Source organism: Algibacter pectinivorans (genome assembly GCF_900112595.1).
GTDB lineage: Bacteria > Bacteroidota > Bacteroidia > Flavobacteriales > Flavobacteriaceae > Algibacter_B > Algibacter_B pectinivorans.
Map to the genome: position 1 here is coordinate 219,108 of NZ_FOMI01000007.1, position 19,186 is coordinate 238,293.

At 34.0% G+C, this 19,186-nt stretch carries 19 protein-coding genes; 13 read left to right on the forward strand and 6 right to left on the reverse strand.

All coding sequences use genetic code 11. The features are described from left to right. The first annotated feature begins 1 nt into the window (after window position 1). From BMY96_RS11875 to BMY96_RS11900, 6 genes are all read left to right on the forward strand, one after another. The gene (locus tag BMY96_RS11875) at window positions 2-913 is read left to right on the forward strand and encodes a geranylgeranylglycerol-phosphate geranylgeranyltransferase (RefSeq protein ID WP_092852430.1); all 912 of its coding nucleotides are present in this window, start codon (window positions 2-4) and stop codon (window positions 911-913) included. Window positions 914-1,070: 157 nt separating this feature from the next. After that, entirely contained in the window at window positions 1,071-1,664 is a 594-nt protein-coding gene (locus tag BMY96_RS11880; RefSeq protein WP_092852432.1) for a Maf family nucleotide pyrophosphatase, read from the forward strand. Between the two features lie 18 nt (window positions 1,665-1,682). Then, window positions 1,683-2,645, forward strand: a complete 963-nt coding sequence (locus tag BMY96_RS11885) for a septum formation inhibitor Maf (protein WP_092852434.1) — start codon at window positions 1,683-1,685, stop codon at window positions 2,643-2,645. Window positions 2,646-2,739: 94 nt separating this feature from the next. After that, a complete protein-coding gene (locus BMY96_RS11890) occupies window positions 2,740-3,288 on the forward strand; it encodes a mechanosensitive ion channel domain-containing protein (RefSeq protein WP_092852436.1) in 549 nt (182 codons plus the stop codon). Between the two features lie 18 nt (window positions 3,289-3,306). Then, window positions 3,307-4,386, forward strand: a complete 1,080-nt coding sequence (corA, locus tag BMY96_RS11895; protein WP_092852438.1) for a magnesium/cobalt transporter CorA — start codon at window positions 3,307-3,309, stop codon at window positions 4,384-4,386. A gap of 269 nt (window positions 4,387-4,655) precedes the next feature. Further along, on the forward strand, window positions 4,656-7,268 hold the full coding sequence (locus tag BMY96_RS11900; protein WP_092852440.1) for a reprolysin-like metallopeptidase: 2,613 nt from the start codon (window positions 4,656-4,658) through the stop codon (window positions 7,266-7,268). A gap of 263 nt (window positions 7,269-7,531) precedes the next feature. Here the strand turns inward: BMY96_RS11900 and BMY96_RS11905 are convergent, their stop codons facing one another. Continuing rightward, on the reverse strand, window positions 7,532-8,428 hold the full coding sequence (locus BMY96_RS11905) for a hypothetical protein (protein ID WP_092852442.1): 897 nt from the start codon (window positions 8,426-8,428) through the stop codon (window positions 7,532-7,534). A gap of 797 nt (window positions 8,429-9,225) precedes the next feature. Here BMY96_RS11905 and BMY96_RS11910 point away from each other — a divergent pair. Continuing rightward, complete coding sequence (locus tag BMY96_RS11910) at window positions 9,226-11,046, forward strand: DEAD/DEAH box helicase (RefSeq protein ID WP_092852444.1); 1,821 nt, start codon at window positions 9,226-9,228, stop codon at window positions 11,044-11,046. Between the two features lie 156 nt (window positions 11,047-11,202). Continuing rightward, a complete protein-coding gene (locus BMY96_RS11915; RefSeq protein WP_092852480.1) occupies window positions 11,203-11,979 on the forward strand; it encodes a carboxypeptidase-like regulatory domain-containing protein in 777 nt (258 codons plus the stop codon). 161 nt (window positions 11,980-12,140) lie between these two features. Here BMY96_RS11915 and BMY96_RS11920 read toward each other — a convergent pair whose 3' ends face one another. Both BMY96_RS11920 and BMY96_RS11925 read right to left on the reverse strand, forming a co-directional pair. Beyond that, window positions 12,141-12,515: a VOC family protein gene (locus BMY96_RS11920; protein ID WP_092852446.1), complete on the reverse strand. Its 375-nt coding sequence runs from the start codon at window positions 12,513-12,515 to the stop codon at window positions 12,141-12,143. A 38-nt stretch (window positions 12,516-12,553) separates the two neighbouring features. After that, entirely contained in the window at window positions 12,554-13,213 is a 660-nt protein-coding gene (locus BMY96_RS11925) for a TrmH family RNA methyltransferase (protein ID WP_092852448.1), read from the reverse strand. Between the two features lie 99 nt (window positions 13,214-13,312). Between BMY96_RS11925 and BMY96_RS11930 the strand changes: the two genes are divergently transcribed. Beyond that, window positions 13,313-13,996: an SIR2 family NAD-dependent protein deacylase gene (locus tag BMY96_RS11930; protein WP_092852450.1), complete on the forward strand. Its 684-nt coding sequence runs from the start codon at window positions 13,313-13,315 to the stop codon at window positions 13,994-13,996. A gap of 106 nt (window positions 13,997-14,102) precedes the next feature. Beyond that, window positions 14,103-14,549, forward strand: a complete 447-nt coding sequence (locus BMY96_RS11935; RefSeq protein WP_092852452.1) for a KTSC domain-containing protein — start codon at window positions 14,103-14,105, stop codon at window positions 14,547-14,549. On the opposite strand, the gene BMY96_RS11940 is transcribed toward BMY96_RS11935, so the two are convergent. Together BMY96_RS11940 and BMY96_RS11945 are read right to left on the reverse strand one after the other, a co-directional pair. Next, a complete protein-coding gene (locus tag BMY96_RS11940; RefSeq protein ID WP_092852454.1) occupies window positions 14,546-15,781 on the reverse strand; it encodes a glycosyltransferase in 1,236 nt (411 codons plus the stop codon). The two genes, BMY96_RS11935 and BMY96_RS11940, sit on opposite strands and share 4 nt — an antisense overlap. 149 nt (window positions 15,782-15,930) lie before the next feature. Further along, the gene (locus BMY96_RS11945) at window positions 15,931-16,404 is read right to left on the reverse strand and encodes a heme-binding domain-containing protein (protein ID WP_092852456.1); all 474 of its coding nucleotides are present in this window, start codon (window positions 16,402-16,404) and stop codon (window positions 15,931-15,933) included. Between the two features lie 37 nt (window positions 16,405-16,441). Between BMY96_RS11945 and BMY96_RS11950 the strand changes: the two genes are divergently transcribed. The 3 genes from BMY96_RS11950 to BMY96_RS16020 all read left to right on the forward strand — a co-directional run bounded on the left by BMY96_RS11950 (window position 16,442) and on the right by BMY96_RS16020 (window position 18,800). Beyond that, window positions 16,442-17,014 (forward strand): adenylosuccinate lyase, encoded by a 573-nt coding sequence (locus BMY96_RS11950; protein ID WP_092852458.1) that lies wholly within the window; start codon window positions 16,442-16,444, stop codon window positions 17,012-17,014. A 256-nt stretch (window positions 17,015-17,270) separates the two neighbouring features. Further along, the gene (purB, locus tag BMY96_RS11955) at window positions 17,271-18,614 is read left to right on the forward strand and encodes an adenylosuccinate lyase (protein ID WP_092852460.1); all 1,344 of its coding nucleotides are present in this window, start codon (window positions 17,271-17,273) and stop codon (window positions 18,612-18,614) included. A gap of 9 nt (window positions 18,615-18,623) precedes the next feature. After that, entirely contained in the window at window positions 18,624-18,800 is a 177-nt protein-coding gene (locus BMY96_RS16020) for a hypothetical protein (protein ID WP_175473564.1), read from the forward strand. Between the two features lie 38 nt (window positions 18,801-18,838). Here BMY96_RS16020 and BMY96_RS11960 read toward each other — a convergent pair. Continuing rightward, window positions 18,839-19,186: integrase core domain-containing protein (locus BMY96_RS11960; RefSeq protein WP_139205251.1), on the reverse strand; the 348-nt coding region annotated here is incomplete at its 5' end.

Below are 19,186 nucleotides of genomic sequence, written 5' to 3' on the forward strand. Positions count from 1 at the left end.
TTTGAATGTTTTAACCCTTATCCGCTGGAAAAACTTATTGATGATTGCCTTGGTGCAACTCCTCATTAAATATGCGTTTTTGGAACCATTTGGTGTTGAAACCGCTTTAGATGGTTTTGGCATTACTCTTTTAATTATAGCAACAACTTGTATTGCCGCTGCAGGAAATATTATTAACGATATTTACGATGTGGAAACCGATTTGGTAAACAAACCAAACCGCGTAATTATTACCAACCACATTGCTGAAAAAACAGCCTATACCCTATTTATAATTTTTAATGTAATTGGTGTTGGTATTGGCTTTTATTTATCGCATGTTGTAGGTCGTGCTCCGTTTTTTACCATATTCGTACTTATTTCCATATTGCTCTATGTGTATGCTACGTATTTAAAAGGCACACCTTTGTTTGGCAATATGGTTATTTCCTTTTTGGTAGCGTTGAGTATTATTATTGTAGGTGTTTTTGAACTAATTCCAGTAATGACCGCCACGAACCAAAATCTTCAAACCGTTTTTTTTAAAGTGATTTTAGACTACGCTATTTTTGCGTTTTCAATAAATTTATTACGAGAAATGGCCAAAGACATTGAGGATATTGATGGCGACTACAAAGCCGGACTAAACACCTTGCCTATTGCTATTGGTAGAGCACGAGCTAAAAACGTTTTAACAGGACTAAGTTTTCTACCTTTAATAGCTGTTATTTTTTATGTGGTTTCCGATTTGTACAAACAACCTATTGCTGTTGGCTATTTTTTACTATGTATTGTGGGGCCGTTACTATACACATCTATTAAAACCTTTAATGCTAAAACTAAAAAAGACATGCATCATATTAGCCAAATGTATAAAGCTATTATGCTTTTAGGGGTGTTGTCTTTATTACTTTATTTGTTTACCTTAAGCTAGTTATTTAGGCTTAGTGAGTGGCTATTAATCATAAAATTAGGATTTACTAAGTATGCTTAAACCAACCAACCTTTGTTGCAAAAAGATCATTACGATGCACTGAAAACTGAGACTGTGACTGAGACTGATACAAACCGCGACTATAAACAATAAAAATATGTTGAACGAAAAATTAAAACATCATAGACTAATTTTAGCCTCTGGATCGCCTAGGCGACAAGATTTTTTTAAAAATTTAGGTCTCGATTTTGAAATCCAGTTGAAACCTGTTAAAGAAGAATTTCCGCCGAGATTAACGCATTTTGAAATAAGCGATTACCTAGCGCAATTAAAAGCCTTACCCTTTAAAGACAACTTACAACCAAAAGATATTTTAATAACCAGCGATACTATTGTTTGGCACAACAATACAGCCCTTGGAAAACCTCGTGATAGCCAAGAAGCTTATAGCATACTAAAATCTTTAAGCAATGCTACGCACGAGGTTATAACATCGGTTTGTTTTACAACCACAACCTACACAAAAACACTGTATAACATTACTAAAGTGACCTTTAAAGAATTAAGTGATGATGAGATTAATTATTACATAAAAAACTACCAACCATTCGATAAAGCTGGTGCTTACGGCATACAAGAATGGATAGGACAAATTGGTGTTACCAAAATTGAAGGTTCCTATTTTAATGTAATGGGCTTACCTGTGCATCTTGTTTACAAAACGTTAAATGCCATTGCAGAAACAACTTAGCATTGTAAATTTACTATTATGAAAAACCTAAAAACATTTAAAACCATTTTAAAAGTTAAAGCTTTAGTTTTAGTTACATTATGCTTATTCGTTTTATCAAGCTGTAAAAACAACACAGCTAAAAACAACCAAGTGGCGCAAACAAGTAACGAGGCTATTGCCCATTCGCCTAAACAAGAGGCCGCTAAATTATCTCAAGAATTTAAAGATTATTGGTATACTGGCGAAGCCGAAATTTCATCCTATAAATTGGAACAAGCACGCTATGGCGAGTTACGCCAAGGCACAGCCGTTTTAGTTTTTGTTACCGAAGATTTTCTTCCGGATACGCAAGTAAAAGCAGATAATACCAACCCGAATAATATTCCTGTGTTAAAACTAAATAGCACTAAAAACTTTGTTACCGGAATTTACCCGTATTCTATAATGCAAAGTACCTTTTACCCGGTTGCAAATAATGCCCATGCTACAAAAGTTTCTATTTCTATGCAAGAATGGTGCGGACATGTATATATGCAACTTAACAACCGTTCTGGTTTTGAAATTACCTCTCACTCCTATTTTGATGGCGAAGCAGACCAAAAATTTAAAACCGATAAAGCCATTTTAGAAAACGAACTGTGGACAAAACTACGTGTTAGTCCAAAATCTTTACCCGTTGGCGATTTACAGATTATTCCGTCGTTCGAATATTTAAAATTATACCATACCAAGGTAAAACCTTTTGTTGCCAAAGCGACATTAACAGCAAATAGCTATACTCTTACTTACCCAGAATTAAATAGAACCCTAGCCATAACCTTTAATCCAGATTTTCCTTTTGATATTTTAAGTTGGGAAGAAACACAAAAAAGTGGTTATGGTGAAAACGCTAAGACCTTAACTACCAAAGCCACAAAGTTAAACACTATTAAATCGGCTTACTGGAACAAGAAAAGCATAACCGACGAAGCGTTAAGAACCACTTTAAAACTAGAATAGCTTAGCCTAAAATGTTTTAATTATTTTGAATGATTAATAGGATTTAAATTTTTATTTCGAACGTATCTTTGTCCAAAATTTCAACACATAAATTATGTTTATGCAAACTTATCAAAACCAACTTATATTAACAGGCATTGTTTTCCTTTCGCTATTATTGGTCCGCTATCTTACACACCTTACTGTTACCAAAGTGGCAAAAAAGAATGGTATAAACGATGCCAGAATAAAATTGATGCGCCGTTATATTACCGTAACGTTATTAGTTGTTGTATTGTTAATTGAAGCCTTTGTTTTTGGTGCAAAGTTTGAAGATTTAGCGGTTGTATTTTCGTCTGTATTTGCTATTATAGGTATTGCCCTATTTGCTATTTGGTCTATATTAAGTAATATCACTTCGGGTATTATCATGTTTTTTAATTTCCCGTATAAAGTAGGCGATAAAATAGAAATTCATGATAAGGATTTCCCTATTAGAGCTATTATTGAAGACATTAGAGCCTTCCAACTTCACTTAAGACTCGAAAATGGCGACTTAGTAACCTACCCAAACAACCTCATGCTACAAAAAGCGGTAACCCTTATAGAGAAAGATGCTATTGAAGATTTTTCGGTAGATAACGAAGGTTCTAGTGCTGTATAAATTTAATATCTTTATAGGATGATGAAAAAAGTGGCTAAAAAAATAAGAAGTCAAGTGTCCAAGAAAAAAGTTGGGCAAATTCCAGGAAGTGTTATTTATACAGGCGAAAAATCAGATCAAAAATTATTTATTGAGGCTTTCGATTATAATAAAACCAAATGCGAAGTAAAAGAGCTTCAAAACGTTGAAGAATGCTTTTCTTACGAAGAAGGCACCATTACTTGGATAAATATTAATGGCTTAAACCACGTAAATGCCATAGAGCAAATTGGCGAGCATTACGAACTACACCCTTTGGTGCTTGAAGATATTGTAAACATTTCACAGCGCCCTAAAATAGACGACTACGACGATTATATTTTTCTAGTATTAAAAATGCTGTATTACGATAAGGACGAAAAAATTGTATCAGAGCAAGTTAGTTTTATACTGGGTAAAGACTATGTATTAACTTTTCAGGAAGCCGAAGGCGATGTTTTCGACGAAGTTCGCGAACGCATCACCCAAGCCAAAGGACGTGTGCGCAGTATGCCTGCCGATTATTTGTTGTATGCACTTATGGATGCCGTAGTCGATCATTATTTTAGTGTTATAGAAATTCTAGGTAATAAAATAGAAGATTTTGAAACACAAATATTTTCAGGTCATGTAAAGGATGATGTAAGTCAAGATATTCAAAACCTTAAACGGGAAATCCTTAGAGTACGTCGTGCCATTTTTCCCCTTCGCGAAATTATAAATCGTATTGAAAAAACCGATAGCCCACTTATCAATCAAAAAACAATAACCTATTTTAGAGATGTTTATGACCATCTTATTCAGGTTTCAGAAAACATAGACATATACCGCGAAATGATTTGGAGTTTAATGGATATGTACATGACAACCATTAGCAATAAAATGAACGAAGTCATGAAAGTACTTACCATTATGGCGTCTATATTTATACCGCTAACCTTTATTGCAGGTATCTATGGCATGAATTTCGAATATATCCCAGAACTAAAATATAAATATTCCTATTTTATTCTTTGGGGTGTCATGATACTTATGTTTATAGGCATGCTTATTTATTTTAAACGTAAAAAGTGGCTGTAACTTTAAAAATTGAGGAAACTTAGCTTACTAACTATTGTCCATAGTCTAGTTATTAAGCATAATCGCATTCAAAATTTATGTCAACGCATAAACCTTATCCAAAAAATTTCACAATTATAAAACCTAACAGAAATTAAAAATAAAAAAAACTACAATTACCCCTCTATTACACTAGCTGATAGTAACAGTACTTAAAACAAAAAGGGCTATTCTATAAACAACTTAAAGTCTCTTTTTTTTACTAAATTTAAACTCTTAATCCATTATAAATGAAACTCAATTTTCATTTCGTAATTTCTATTTTTATAGCCTTATGCTTTTTTAAAGTAACAGGCCAAAACAACCTGTATTTCAAATTAGAAACTAAAGAGAAAAACAGTAAAATTGCTACTTATAGCTATAGCTACTATGAGTTAAATGCAGCACTAAACAGCCAAAATATTAATACACAACCTAGGATTATTCACTTTCCAAATGCAGTAGGCAAACTAGAAAGATTTAAAATAACAGAGTTATCTATTATGCCTAATTCTATGCAAAAAAAATATCCTCAAATAAAATCTTACGTTGGTTATAGCATTGATAATCCTTCTAATTACTTAAGGTTTAGTCTCTCGCCTTACAAAGGCCTTTCTGGTATCTTATTAGGAAATAATTTATCTGCATTTTACCAAACAGATTCTGAACTAAAAAACAAACTTTATATTTTAAACCCCAAAACAAATAATATATTTTCACCTTTTTCTTGTAAAACGAGTGCAATAAACAATTATTCAAAAGAAAACGCTATCGCAAAAACCAACACTTCAAATAAAAAAACATACACCATAGCCATCTCTACTACAGGAGAGTACGCTGCTTATCACGGTAACTCTATAGAAGAAGTAAATGCGGCAATAGTAGCCAGTTTAACAAATATAAATGCTGTTTTTGAAAGAGACTTAAACTTATCCTTTGTTTTATCTGAATTAAATGATTCGGTAATATACTTAGATAAAGAAAACGATCCATATTCTAATTTTTCGGCCGATTACGGCGACCAGTTACAGCAAAATCTAGATGCAACAATAGGTAGTTCTAATTACGACTTAGGACACCTTTTATCTGCAATAGGTGTAGAAGGTCGAGCAAACTGTATAGGCTGTATTTGTATTAACAACCAAAAAGGAAGGGCTTATTCTTCTAGTAACACTCCAGAAGGTTTTTATTTTGATTTTAGTATACTAGCTCATGAAATAGGACATCAATTAGGAGCTAATCACACTTGGACGTCGGGAGGAAATGAACGTACGGGTGTGCAAGTAGAACCTGGAAGCGGCTCTACAATTATGGGCTATTCGGGTTTAGCTAAATCGGCTAATATAAAACTAGCTAACGATGCCTATTTCCATGGCATATCTATTGAGCAAATAAAAAACACGATTAACACTTCCACCTGTGGAACTGCCAGCACAATAAACGACACTAATTTTACTGTAAACACTCCAAAAAATTTAATTTTACCCATAGGAACACCTTTTAAATTAGAAGCTCTTGCCGATAATATTAATAATTACTCGTACTGTTGGGAACAAATTAATCAGGATGAAGCTCAAACAGTTTATCCTAATCCAAATTTAGGACAATCCAACGCTGTTTTGTTTAGAAGCTTTCCTCCAAATAAAAATCCTACAAGGTACTTTCCTAACTTAAAGGATCTTAGATTTGGATTAAACAAGACACAGTGGGAAAAAATACCCTTAGTTTCTAGAACTATAGATTTTAGAATAACCGTTAGAGATAATAATGTTTTAAACCAAGGAACGACCTTTAAAGACATTAAAGTAACTTTTGACGCTACTTATGGCCCATTCGAGATTATTAATTTTGCTAATGAAAATTTAATACTAGAAAAAAACAGCGAACAAACCATAAAATGGCACGTTAACAACACCAATAAAATAAATGGCGCAGAAACCCTAAACCTATTACTTTCAACTAACGGAGGAATATCTTATGACGAGGTAATAGCCAAAAACATATCAAATAATGGGTCATACACCTTTAAAATCCCTAATGTAAGTTCGCCAAAATGTAGGTTTATGCTAGAAGCTTCAAATCATAATTTCTTTGCCATAAATAAAAAAAATATTGGAATTAATGTAGGGCACTTTAAAAACTGTACAATCTTCAAATCTCAAGAAAATTTAAATCTAGAACTATTTGACGACGCGCAAAATTTACCTTATACCAAAACTCATTCTATAACCATACCTGATTCTGTAATAATATCGGATATAAATATTGGTGTTAATATAACGCACCCAAAAATTGGAGACTTAAATATAACCGTTACAAACCCAAAAGGCTTAGAAATCACACTAAAAACACGAAGAAGCTGTTCCGATGAAAAAGACTTAATTACAACATTTAATGATGAAGCAATTAATTTTAATTGCTTGGAAAGTGACTCAAATAAACACCAAAAATCACTTAATGATGAACTGAAAATTTTCAATAATGAAGAGGCTCAAGGAACATGGACAATAAAAATCACTGATATTGGTATTGAAAACTATGGGGTTTTAAATTCATGGTTTATAGAACTATGTACTCAAGAAGAAAAAGCAATAGTCTTTAACGACAAAGACTTTAAAGACTTTACTGTATTTCCAAATCCAAATAACGGGAGCTTCCATTTAAAAGCTAAAGCAATTCATCCAATTAAAAGTTTAATCGTAGATATATTTAGCACAGGCGGTCAACTTATTTATTCTAAAGTTATACCGGAAACAACATTTTTAAACCAAAAATTTAATGATATAAGACTTCAATCGGGTATGTATTTTTTAAGAATTACAGATTCTAATACAACTTATCTAAAAAAGATAATCGTATATTAAATGACGTAGGCATACAGATTATTTTTCAATTTTAGCACAGGTTTATCAAAATAAAACCTACGCCTTCCTTTAATTATTAGCAACTTATTTAAAAGCTAAACATTACAACAAGTAAACCTATTCATAATACGTTTTTTTTGTGCTATTGAGATTAATTTAATTACTCTAGATAGTTTCTAAAACTAAAAAAAACTGCCCGAAAAATTAATTTTCAGGCAGTTTAAAAAAAAGTTATAAATATGACTAAATCATTTACAATACTACTATGGATTATTTACAAATGATGTTTGAACACTACGCCATAAAATTTCTGCCTCACCACCTTTACAACGGTAAGCCCCCATTCGTAATTTAGCTTGAGTAGACCTCCATGCTTGTGGCACTTGAAAATTAGCAGTCACGCCATTTATACTGGCATTAACATAATGTGACAACGACCTCCCAGGGGCTTGATGAAACCCTGTTGATACAGAAACATAAAAATCGGTATTTTTTCTAACTCTAGTTATTGGTCCATATAATGTTCTACCACCTGAACCTTCTCCTCCTCTCGTAATAATCTCTTCTCTATAAATATCAAAATAATCATCATTACCTACTTTTATTGGCTTAGCTACAAATAAACAAATAGCCGGATCTGGAGATCCACCACCACCGGTATGTTTTCCTTTAGCCTGAATAAAATAAGTTCCATTGCTATTACCTAAGTTTCCATTTGTGTTAGTTGATGCGCCATCACCAACTCTATTAATTCTCACCCAACCTCTAATATTTACGTAATTTCCACTTTTTTTATTACTTACAATTTTACTAGCTCTTTCAATTCTTGTTTGGCTATGGTCAGAACTGGTATTAGCTCTAAGCCTATAATATCCCCACGTATAAGACGTACCAAAAGTTGTTTGGGTATAATTATAAACACAAGATCTGTCGTCTATAACAGTATTAACAGCACTGTTAACATCTCCAGGATAAGTATACATTGCTGTACTACAAGCATCTGTTAAATTGTCGCTTTCCGGGACTAATGTTTCATCTTCAACTGCATTTAAATCTTTTTCTACTACGTCTTGCTCATCATTTGAACACGACATTACAATTGCAGACAATGCTACAACCGATAAGGTCTTGAAATTAATTTGGTTTAATTGGAATTTCATCTTGTTTTAGTTTTAGTTTGTTTTTATTTTTAATAAATTTTATAAAATAAATTTATCATATTCATAACAAAACCAATAATAATATAAGCTTATGAGAAAACTCTCCTGTACTGTCCTGTTTTTCTTTTTATAAATAAAGAGTAATACTCATGGTTTTTAAAAAATTATTTACAGTAAAAAAGTAAATCAAAAAAATAGTTTTGAAAATGGATAATTTTAATAAGTAAGGTATTACTTAAAAGAAAAAAAACACTTCTGCTTAAACTAAAAAAGTTTAAAAAATTATAATCCTTAAAATTTTAATAAATAAGCTTATATTATTTAAATCATTTTGTACTCTTATTTAGCTCTTTATATCTGTTTAAAAATATCGAATAACTCACTTTTATGGCACTACTTTTTAGTTGTAAAACACTATACGAGTTTTCAATTAATAAGCCTATTTATAATATTTGTAGTTATCCTATATTATAACTTCAATTATCACGAAAAACCAAGTCCAACAAAACAATACTTTTTAATTAAATTGAGCTAAAATATTTATAGTCACGAATACCCTTTTTTAATGTCAATCAATGAGTAAAGCAACTTACCCCTAAATAACCCTAAATTTCTAGCCTAAAATTGGAAATTAAAATGGTTTATCGTCAATCAAAAATAATAGTGTATCTTTGTCGACTGAAACTCAAGACGAGTTTTTATTCCTCAGAGTGAGGATGTGTTACTGGAAGTTTAAGTTAAGTATGTCGATTCGCTTCTTTATGTAACACCACATAACAAATCGCATACATAACAAAATGAGCACATTCAAAGATTTAGGTCTTAATGACGATCTATTACAAGCAATTACCGATTTAGGATTCGAAAAACCTAGTGAAGTACAAGCAAAAGCAATTCCAATTTTATTAGAATCTGAAACCGATTTAGTGGCACTAGCCCAAACCGGAACAGGAAAAACGGCTGCCTTTGGTTTCCCGATGTTAGAAAAAATTGATGTTTCTAGCCGCACTACGCAGGGTTTAATTTTATCGCCAACTAGAGAGCTTTGTTTACAAATTACTAACGAAATGAAATTGTATGGTAAATATTGTAAAGGCCTTAATGTAGTTGCCGTTTACGGTGGTTCTAGTATTACAGACCAAGCTAGAGATATTAAACGTGGCGCACAAATTATTGTGGCTACGCCTGGTAGAATGAAAGATATGATTAACCGTCGTTTGGTCGATATTTCTAAAATCCAATATTCGGTTTTAGATGAGGCCGACGAGATGTTAAACATGGGGTTTAAGGAAGATATTACAGATATTTTATCGCATACTCCAGAAGATAAAAACACATGGTTATTTTCTGCAACTATGCCTCGCGAGGTGGCAACAATTGCAAAAAAATTCATGAATAACCCACAGGAAATTACTGTTGGTAAGAAAAATGAAAGTACAAGTAATGTATCGCACGAGTACTATTTAGTAAACGCCAGAGACCGTTACCAAGCTTTAAAACGCTTAAGTGATGCCAATCCAGATATATTTTCGGTAATTTTTTGTAGAACAAAACGCGATACTCAAAAAGTAGCCGAAAACTTAATTGAAGATGGTTATAGCGCTGGTGCTTTACATGGCGATTTAAGCCAGAACCAAAGAGATTTGGTAATGAAATCGTTTAGAAACAAACAAATACAAATGCTTGTGGCAACCGATGTTGCTGCGCGTGGTATTGATGTAGATGATATTACACACGTAATAAACTACCAATTACCAGACGAAATTGAAACCTACACACACCGTTCTGGTAGAACAGGTCGTGCCGGAAAAACTGGAGTTTCAATGGTTATTGTTTCTAAAAGTGAGGTTCGTAAAATTAAAAGTATCGAGCGTATTATAAACCAAAAGTTCGATAAAAAGGATATTCCTGATGGGGCCGATATTTGCGAAGTACAATTAATGTCGCTTGCAAATAAAATTCACAACACAGAAATTAACCACGAAATAGATAAGCATTTAGATAGTATTAACGAATTATTTGCCGATACGGATAAAGATGAATTAATTAAAAAATTCTTCTCTGTAGAGTTTACGCGTTTCTTTAACTACTACAACAAATCTAAAAACTTAAATATTGCCGAAGGCTCTTTTGATAGTGGACGTGATGGCGGACGCGACTTTAGAGGTGGTAAAAACGACTCTACACGCTATTTTATTAATGTAGGTTCTAAAGATGGTTTCGATTGGATGTCTTTAAAAGATTTCTTAAAAGAACAGTTAGGACTAGGTAGAGACGATGTTTTTAAAGTGGAAACTAAAGAATCTTTTTCTTTCTTTAACACAGAAAATGAAGCCAAAGAGAAAGTATTAGCACATTTTACCGACTTTAAACACGAAGGACGCTTTGTAAACGTAGAAGTATCTGAAAATCGTGGTGGCGGTAGACGCGGTGGCGGAAGACGCGACGGTGGTAAACGAAGAGACGACAGACGTGGTGGCGGAAGACGTGACGACAGAAAAGGCGCTTCTTCTGGAAGCCGAAGTGATAGACGCAGAAGCGACGGTGGTGGCTCAAAACCACGTCGTTCAGACTCTAGCGAATTCGGAAGTTCAAGACCAAGACGTTCTAGACGATAATAAAAAAAGGCTTGATGCTAAGTGTCAAGCTTACCATAAATTTGTTAATCCTAGAAAATTAGGAATTAAACTTTTTTGTTAATTTTAAGTCAAAATAAAACAAAACGGCAATGTATTGCCGTTTTGTTTATTACTTTTGGTAAGCAATTTAGGCCTATGAAAAATTATATCTTACTTTTTACCTTTCTTATAACTTCTGCTATTGGTATAGCACAAGAGCAAGGGAAAGTATCAGGTGTAATTATTAATTCTGCCGACGACTCTGTTCTAGAAAGCGTTAATATTGTTAACCTAAACCAAGTTATTGGTACCACTACAAATAAAGCGGGTGAATTCGAAATTACCGCAAAAGCTAACGACACCTTACACCTATCCTATTTAGGTTTTAAATCTATAAAAGTGCGTGTAACTAACGACTGGATAAAGTTTGGAAGCTCTAAAATAGCACTTACCGAGTTAGCTTTAGCCTTAGAAGAAGTGGTTGTAAACCAACTAAGTCTTACCGGTTATTTAGAAGTCGATATTAAGCAAGTACCAGACATTAACACCAACTACCGTTACAGTATTTCTGGGTTACAAGGCTCTGGTTACGAGGCCAGCAAAAAGTCTGGGCTAACCAAGGTTATTGGGTCTATATTTAACCCTGCCGATTTTTTACACCGTATGTTTGGTAAAAAAGAAACCGAACTGCGTAAGCTTAAAAAAATGAAGCAAGACGACGAAATAAGGAACCTTTTGGCCTCTCGTTTCGATCGCGAAATGCTAACCGTTTTACTACAAGTAGAGCGCGTCGATCTAGACGAAATTGTTAGCCAGTGCAACTACTCTAAAGGCTTTATACAAACGGCTAACGATCTACAAATACTAGATGCCATAAGCGAATGTTACGAAGAATATAAGCTGCTAAGTCGCGGTCGTAGCAGAAAAATTTAACTTAATTATTAGGGCGCCTGCCGGCAGGCAGGCTACCACACCCTTCGGCTTTGCTCAGGACAGGCGGTCGGGCTTTTCAATACAAGTCCTCGCACCTCCTACGTCGGGCTGTGGGCTTTCCTTTGCAATCCCTAGCGCGGGTAAACCTGCAAAAGGCAGTGCTAAACCATCGAATGTAAAGCTACTCTATTACCTTCCGAGTCTTCAAAAATAGCCATATTACCCTGTTCTGGAGAAATCTCGGTTTTAGCTTGCAGTATTTTACCGCCAGCACCTTCTACTCTATCCAATTCATTTTGCACATCATCACTCATAAAATAAACCAATGTACCCTCATGACTTGGCGTATAAGAGTCTTGCTTAACTAAAGTTCCTGCAGCACCTTCGGCTCCTTCGGTGAAAGGAAACCAACCCATTAGCATTTCGCCATAATCCTGAATATCTATTTTTACCTGAAATACATTTTCGTAAAACACCTGAGCTCGATCCATATCAGAAACAGGAATTTCAAACCAGCCTACCATATTTTTTTTCATGATTTCTGCATTTAAAAAGTTGATTCCTATAAAGATAACTATTTTTTCAATTGGTAAAACCGCTCTACAATCTCGTCATGGCTTTTAATTGTTTTTTTACACCAATCTAAACGTTTTTCAAGTATTTCCTGTTCGGTAAGTTGCCAATTAATAGCGGTCTTTTTAAGCTTACTTGTTACATGTTGTAAAATAATAGCAGCCGAAACCGAAATATTTAAACTCTCGGTAAAGCCCACCATAGGAATTTTTAAATAGCAATCGGCTTCATCCAAAACAGCTTTCGATAAGCCTTCGGTTTCTCGTCCAAAGAAAAAACAGGACTTTTTAGTGACATCGAAATCATACAGCTCACAATCGTCTGTATGTGGCGTAGTAGCCACAATTTGGTAGCCCTTTTGTTTTAAATCCTTAATACAACTCTTAACGCTACCGTATCGATTTAAATCTACCCATTTTTGAGCACCCATAGCTATTTCGCGGTCAATACGCTTACTGTTTACTTCTTCAACAATGTTTAACTCCTGTATTCCAAACACATCACAACTTCGCATTACGGCGCTCGTGTTGTGCAATTGGTACACATCTTCGGTAGCTACAGTAAAATGTTTAGTACGCTCTTGTAATACGGCGTGGAAACGATTTTTACGGTGTTCGGTTAAATACGTTTCTAAGTGTTCTAAGAGTTTTAGGTCAGTCATATCACAAAACTAATAAACTTTCTATCATTAATAAAAATGAATACTTAGTATCTTTGATTCTGTCCCATCAAAAATAAGAATTACAAAAAGGCACAAACAATGAAACATATAGTAGTACTTACAGGCGCAGGCATGAGTGCCGAAAGTGGCATAAAAACCTTTAGAGATGCCAATGGTTTATGGGAAGGGCACGATGTTATGGAAGTTGCAACTCCCGAAGGTTTTACAGCCAACCCAGAATTGGTTCTAGATTTTTATAACCAACGTCGTCGCCAGTTATTTGAAGTAACACCTAACCAAGCCCATGTTGATTTGGCTAATCTAGAACAGGATTATAAAGTAACCATTGTAACCCAAAATGTAGACGATTTACACGAACGTGCAGGAAGTACAAATGTGATTCATTTGCATGGCGAATTACTAAAAGTAAGAAGCACTAAAAACCATAAAGCAATTCGAGAATGGAAAACAGATTTGGTTTTAGGCGATGTTTGCGAAAACGGACACCAACTGCGACCACACATAGTTTGGTTTGGCGAAGATGTCCCAATGATTGAAAAAGCCGTTAGCATATGCGAAACAGCCGATATTTTAGTTATTATAGGTACATCCATGCAAGTGTATCCTGCTGCAGGCTTAATGCATTATGTTCCAGAAAACACACCAACGTATTTTATAGATCCAAAACCAAGTATAGCGAGCCATAGCAATTTAACTGTAATTAAAAACACAGCTACTGTTGGTGTACGCAAAATGATTGATTTAATAAACACCACTAAATAAAGGCGTTACATAAATAATTTTAATGTATTATGATTAAAATAATTGGCCATCTGTAAACTATAAAGACTATCTTCGCGCACTATTTAAAAAAATACCGAAGTAACAGATGAAGCGCATTAACGAATACAAGAAATTGTTTGAAGTAGAACAAGACATGAGTTTAAAATTTCTTAAATCTAAATACAGAAATTTAGTTAAGGAATGGCACCCAGACAAATTTCAAGCAGGTGATCCTAAAGCTGTTGAGGCTGAAATAAAAAGCCGACAAATTATTGATGGTTACCACTTTTTAGTTAGTATCGCTCCAGAAACTAAAGCTGCTAATTTAGAAGACTTTAATACGACTATTTCTACACCAATAATGGATTGGCAACATAAAGGACTACTTTTAGAAGTTACTTTTTTAGATGGCAATACTTACGAGTTTTTTGGTGTAAATAAAGCGTTGTATATTAAATTTTCGCAATCGGATAAGCAAACACGTTTTGGTAAGCGAAACATTTTTAACTCGTTTACTTACAGAAAAATTAAAAAGAGTGAGGTAACCGCTTAGGCTTTATTCTTCTCTTCAATCCATCGGCTCATAAATTTGGTGCTTTGCATACTATGATGATGCAGCATTTGTCCCGTAAAATTATGTTGACGATGTATATCCAAATTATTAATAGTCGATTCAATTCGCGATACAAACATATTTTTATGTTTTACCGCATTGAATCGATTGTTTATTACAGCAAATCCATTGGTTTGCTTCTCGGTCCAAAACCATTCGTTATTATACAATTGAGTGGCCTTATTTGCGAAGCAATTAGCATCGTCTTCAATAAAGCCGTTAGGTTCAAAATCGCCAAACATCCCTTCTGCCCCAACGGTAGTGGTTACCATAGGCGTACCGTTTTGCATAGCATCGATTAATTTTCCTTTTAAACCCGCTCCAAACCTAATTGGCGCTAAACATACTTTGGCGTTTTGCATAACCGTGTTAACATCGGGAGCAAAACCCTTTACAATAAAGCCTTGCTTTTTATTATTTAGCTGGGTTACTTTTTGAGATACATAAGCACCATAAATATGTAATTCGGCTTGTGGTAGTTCTTTTCGTATTAGCGGCCAAATAGTTTCTTTTAAATAAAGTACGGCATTATAATTAGGCTCATGTAAAAAATTACCAATGCTTATAAAGTGTGCTCTATCCTCAAACTTAGGAAAGGCATTTATATTATTATTAGAAACTTGTTCTAGCATAAATGGCAAATACAGCAACAAGGCCTCGTCCACTTTAAAATCGCTTTTTAGAATGTCTATTTCGGCTTGCGAAATAATTAAGGTTATGTCGCAACGATATATACTTGCTATTTCCCGCTTTGCTGTATCGCTAAATAGGTAGGTTTTATTAAACGGTTTATTATCCTTATAAGCTTGGTGTCTGCCTTTACGTAGGCAATGTAAATCTTCGGTATCTAAAATTTTTAAGGCATTCGGGCAGTGTTCGGTAACGCGCCAACCAAATTGCTCTTCCATCATAAACCTATCGAAAAGCACAACACTTGGGTTTAAGTCTTTTATAAAATCATCGAAAGAAGCGTTATTTAAAGCAATGGAAACTTGTGTAACGCCAATACTGTTTAAGTTAAAAGCGTTGTCACTTTTGGCACAAGGGCTCGCAAAGGTTATGGTATAGTTTTCCGACTGAAAAACATCAATTAGTTGCATCATCCTACTTCCTGCCGCAGAACTTTTGGGTTCTGGCCATACGTAGCCTATAATAAGTAAATTTTTCTTCATAAAAATTTCCAAATCTCAAAATATAAAAACCAAATTTCAACGCAGAACCATATCGCCATGGCATTTGGAATTCATTATTATAATACGAGTAATTTGTGATATTATGCATCCCACTTTCGCTTCCCCTTTGGGGAAGGATAGCTTGGGGCTTACTCCGGCTTAGGCGCTAAACCATATTTTACGCGAACTAATTTTGCCCAATCAATAACCGATTTTATTTGAGCTTCGCTAAGTTTAGCTTCGCTATGTGCCCAAGTATAAGAGTTTAAAGGCATCTCGCCTTCTTCAACCATTTCTATAAGCTCTTCGAACTTATGATCTTTTCGTTTTATGGAATTCCCTTCCCAATTAGACATATTAAAATGCTTTTTACCATCTTCGACATGATGGTTTAGCCAATAATTTACAGGTGTTATATTATTGTACCAAGGATATTTGGTAACATTGCTATGACAATCGATACAGGCATCTTTTAGAATAATTTTTACATCTTCTGGCGGATTGGTTTCTGCCATAAAAGCATCCATAGACGCTAAATCACCTTGGTTTTTTTCTGGCCCAAAAAACTGAGCTATTACAAATACAATTAAAAGTAGAATGAGTATTTTTTTTGTTATTTTCATTTTGCCTAATTTTAGAATTTAAAAATAAGAAAACCTTTTGACTACAGAGCAACTTTATAAGGAATTAAATTACGTAAACCACTCGCGGGAAAAGCGTTTATTTTACGCCAACTTAATGCAAGATAATCCGGAATTGGTTCCTAGGTTATTGGATATCCTTTTTAGGGTTGATGATAAAATTTCGCCGCGTGCGGCTTGGGTTTTCGAGTTTATGTGCAACCATAATATTGAAACCATTGTACCGTATTTAGATGTTTTTACGGAGCATATGCACAAGGTTAAAATAGAATCGGCAGTGCGACCTGTAGCTAAAATTTGTGAGTTTTTGGTTACGGCTTATACCTCAAAAACGGACAATATTATTAAAACAAATTTAACCCAAACCCATATAGAACGTATTATAGAAACCTGTTTTGATTATATGATTAACGATGTAAAAGTGGCTCCTAAAGCTTACAGTATGACTACACTTTTTATGTTTGGAAATAGTATGGATTGGGTACACCCCGAACTTGTGCGTATTTTGCAAGACGATTTCTCGAAACAAAGTGCGGCCTATAAAGCTAGAGCACGCCATATTTTGAAAAAGATTAAACGTAAACAAAAGTAACCGAAACATCCATTTGCTTGAGTTATAGTATAGCTTTAGCAGGTTAACCCGCGTGAGGGATTGAAGCGGTATCCTTTTTTTGCTGCCATAAATGGCAAAAAAAGATTTAGCGGAAAGCCCGACCCTTGGGGCACGCCCAAATATTTAGTTAGCAGAACCGAGATTACTATGAATTTGCTTTAATCTTAGCGTTTGTAACTTCGTACTTCTAACTTTCTTTTCTATCTTTGCAACTTCTTAAAACCAAACAAAAATTATGTCATTATCAGCATTAAATGCCATCTCGCCAATTGATGGTCGATACAGGAGTAAAGTAAGTGAATTAGCGCCATATTTCTCTGAAGAAGCCTTAATAAAATACCGTGTTTTAGTAGAAATAGAATACTTTATTGCGCTTTGCGAAATTCCGTTACCTCAACTTAAAGCTGTTGATACTGGTGTTTTTGAGAGTTTAAGAGCGATTTACAAGGAGTTCTCATCGGAAGATGCCTTGGCTATAAAGAACATTGAAAGCGTTACTAACCATGATGTAAAAGCTGTAGAATATTTTATAAAAGAGAAATTTGATGCTTTAGGATTATCTGAATTTAAGGAATTTATCCACTTTGGTTTAACATCGCAAGACATTAATAATACGGCCATTCCTTTAAGTATTAAAGAGGCCATGAATAATGTTTATGTGCCTGAATATTTAATACTTTTAGAAAAACTTAAAGACTTATCTAAAGACTGGGCAAACATACCAATGTTGGCAAGAACGCATGGGCAACCGGCATCTCCTACCCGTTTAGGAAAGGAAATTGAAGTTTTTGTAGTGCGTTTAAAAGAGCAATTTAACTTATTAAACGATATACCAAGTGCTGCTAAATTTGGTGGTGCAACGGGTAATTTTAATGCGCACCATGTGGCTTACCCAAACATTGATTGGAAAGCTTTTGGCGGACAGTTTGTACAAGAAAAGTTAGGGTTACAACACTCGTTTCCTACTACGCAAATTGAGCACTACGACCATATGGCTGCTTTGTTTGATACTTTAAAACGTATTAATACCATTGTTTTAGATTTAGATAGAGATATCTGGACCTACGTATCGATGGATTATTTTAAACAAAAAATTAAAGCTGGTGAGGTTGGAAGTTCTGCTATGCCACACAAAGTTAACCCTATAGATTTTGAAAACTCTGAAGGAAACTTAGGTATTGCAAACGCTATTTTAGAGCACCTTTCGGCTAAATTACCTGTATCTAGATTACAACGCGATTTAACTGATAGTACGGTTTTAAGAAACGTTGGTGTGCCTTTTGGACATACATTAATTGGTTTTAAATCGACTTTAAAAGGTTTAAACAAATTATTGTTAAACGAAGATAAATTTGCCCAAGATTTAGAAAACAATTGGGCGGTAGTTGCCGAGGCCATCCAAACTATTTTGCGTCGCGAAGGCTACCCTAATCCGTACGAGGCTTTAAAAGGCTTAACAAGAACCAACTCTAAAATAAACCAAGATTCTATATCAAATTTTATTGATACCTTAGAGGTCTCTAATGCAATTAAAGACGAATTAAAACAAATTACACCAAGTAATTACACAGGTATTTAATTTTAAACTATGATAAACGACAAACAAGCTTTAGTACTTACTGGACTTATGGTTGGTGGTATTTTTGTTTTTGGGGTTCTTAAAGCTCTTGATAATTTTGTTGTTTTAACGGTACTTACAATAATCTTTTTTACCATTGTTTTAAGTATATTTTCTAATAGATGGAAAAAGAAAAACAAAGAATAGAATACCAATATGTGACGTCCTGAAATAGCGTTACAGAATTAATAATTTAAAGGTAGAGATTTAAAATCACTACCTTTTTTGTTTTTATATTGTTTTCTTTTGACCTTATTTTGATTGTGCATTTCTTGTGGCGTCAACATATAATTAGATAAATGTGGTCTAAAATTATTATATATTTTTATGGTATTTTGAACTAATTTAGTTTTAATTTCCAAATTGGTATTGTATTTATCAATTGCAAATTCTTGTTTTAACACACCATTAATCCGTTCTGCAATAGCATTTTCATAAGGGTCATATTGTTCTGTCATACTTGGTAGAATATCATTTTTATCTAATAGATTTTGATAGTCATTAGAACAGTATTGTAAGCCTCTATCAGAATG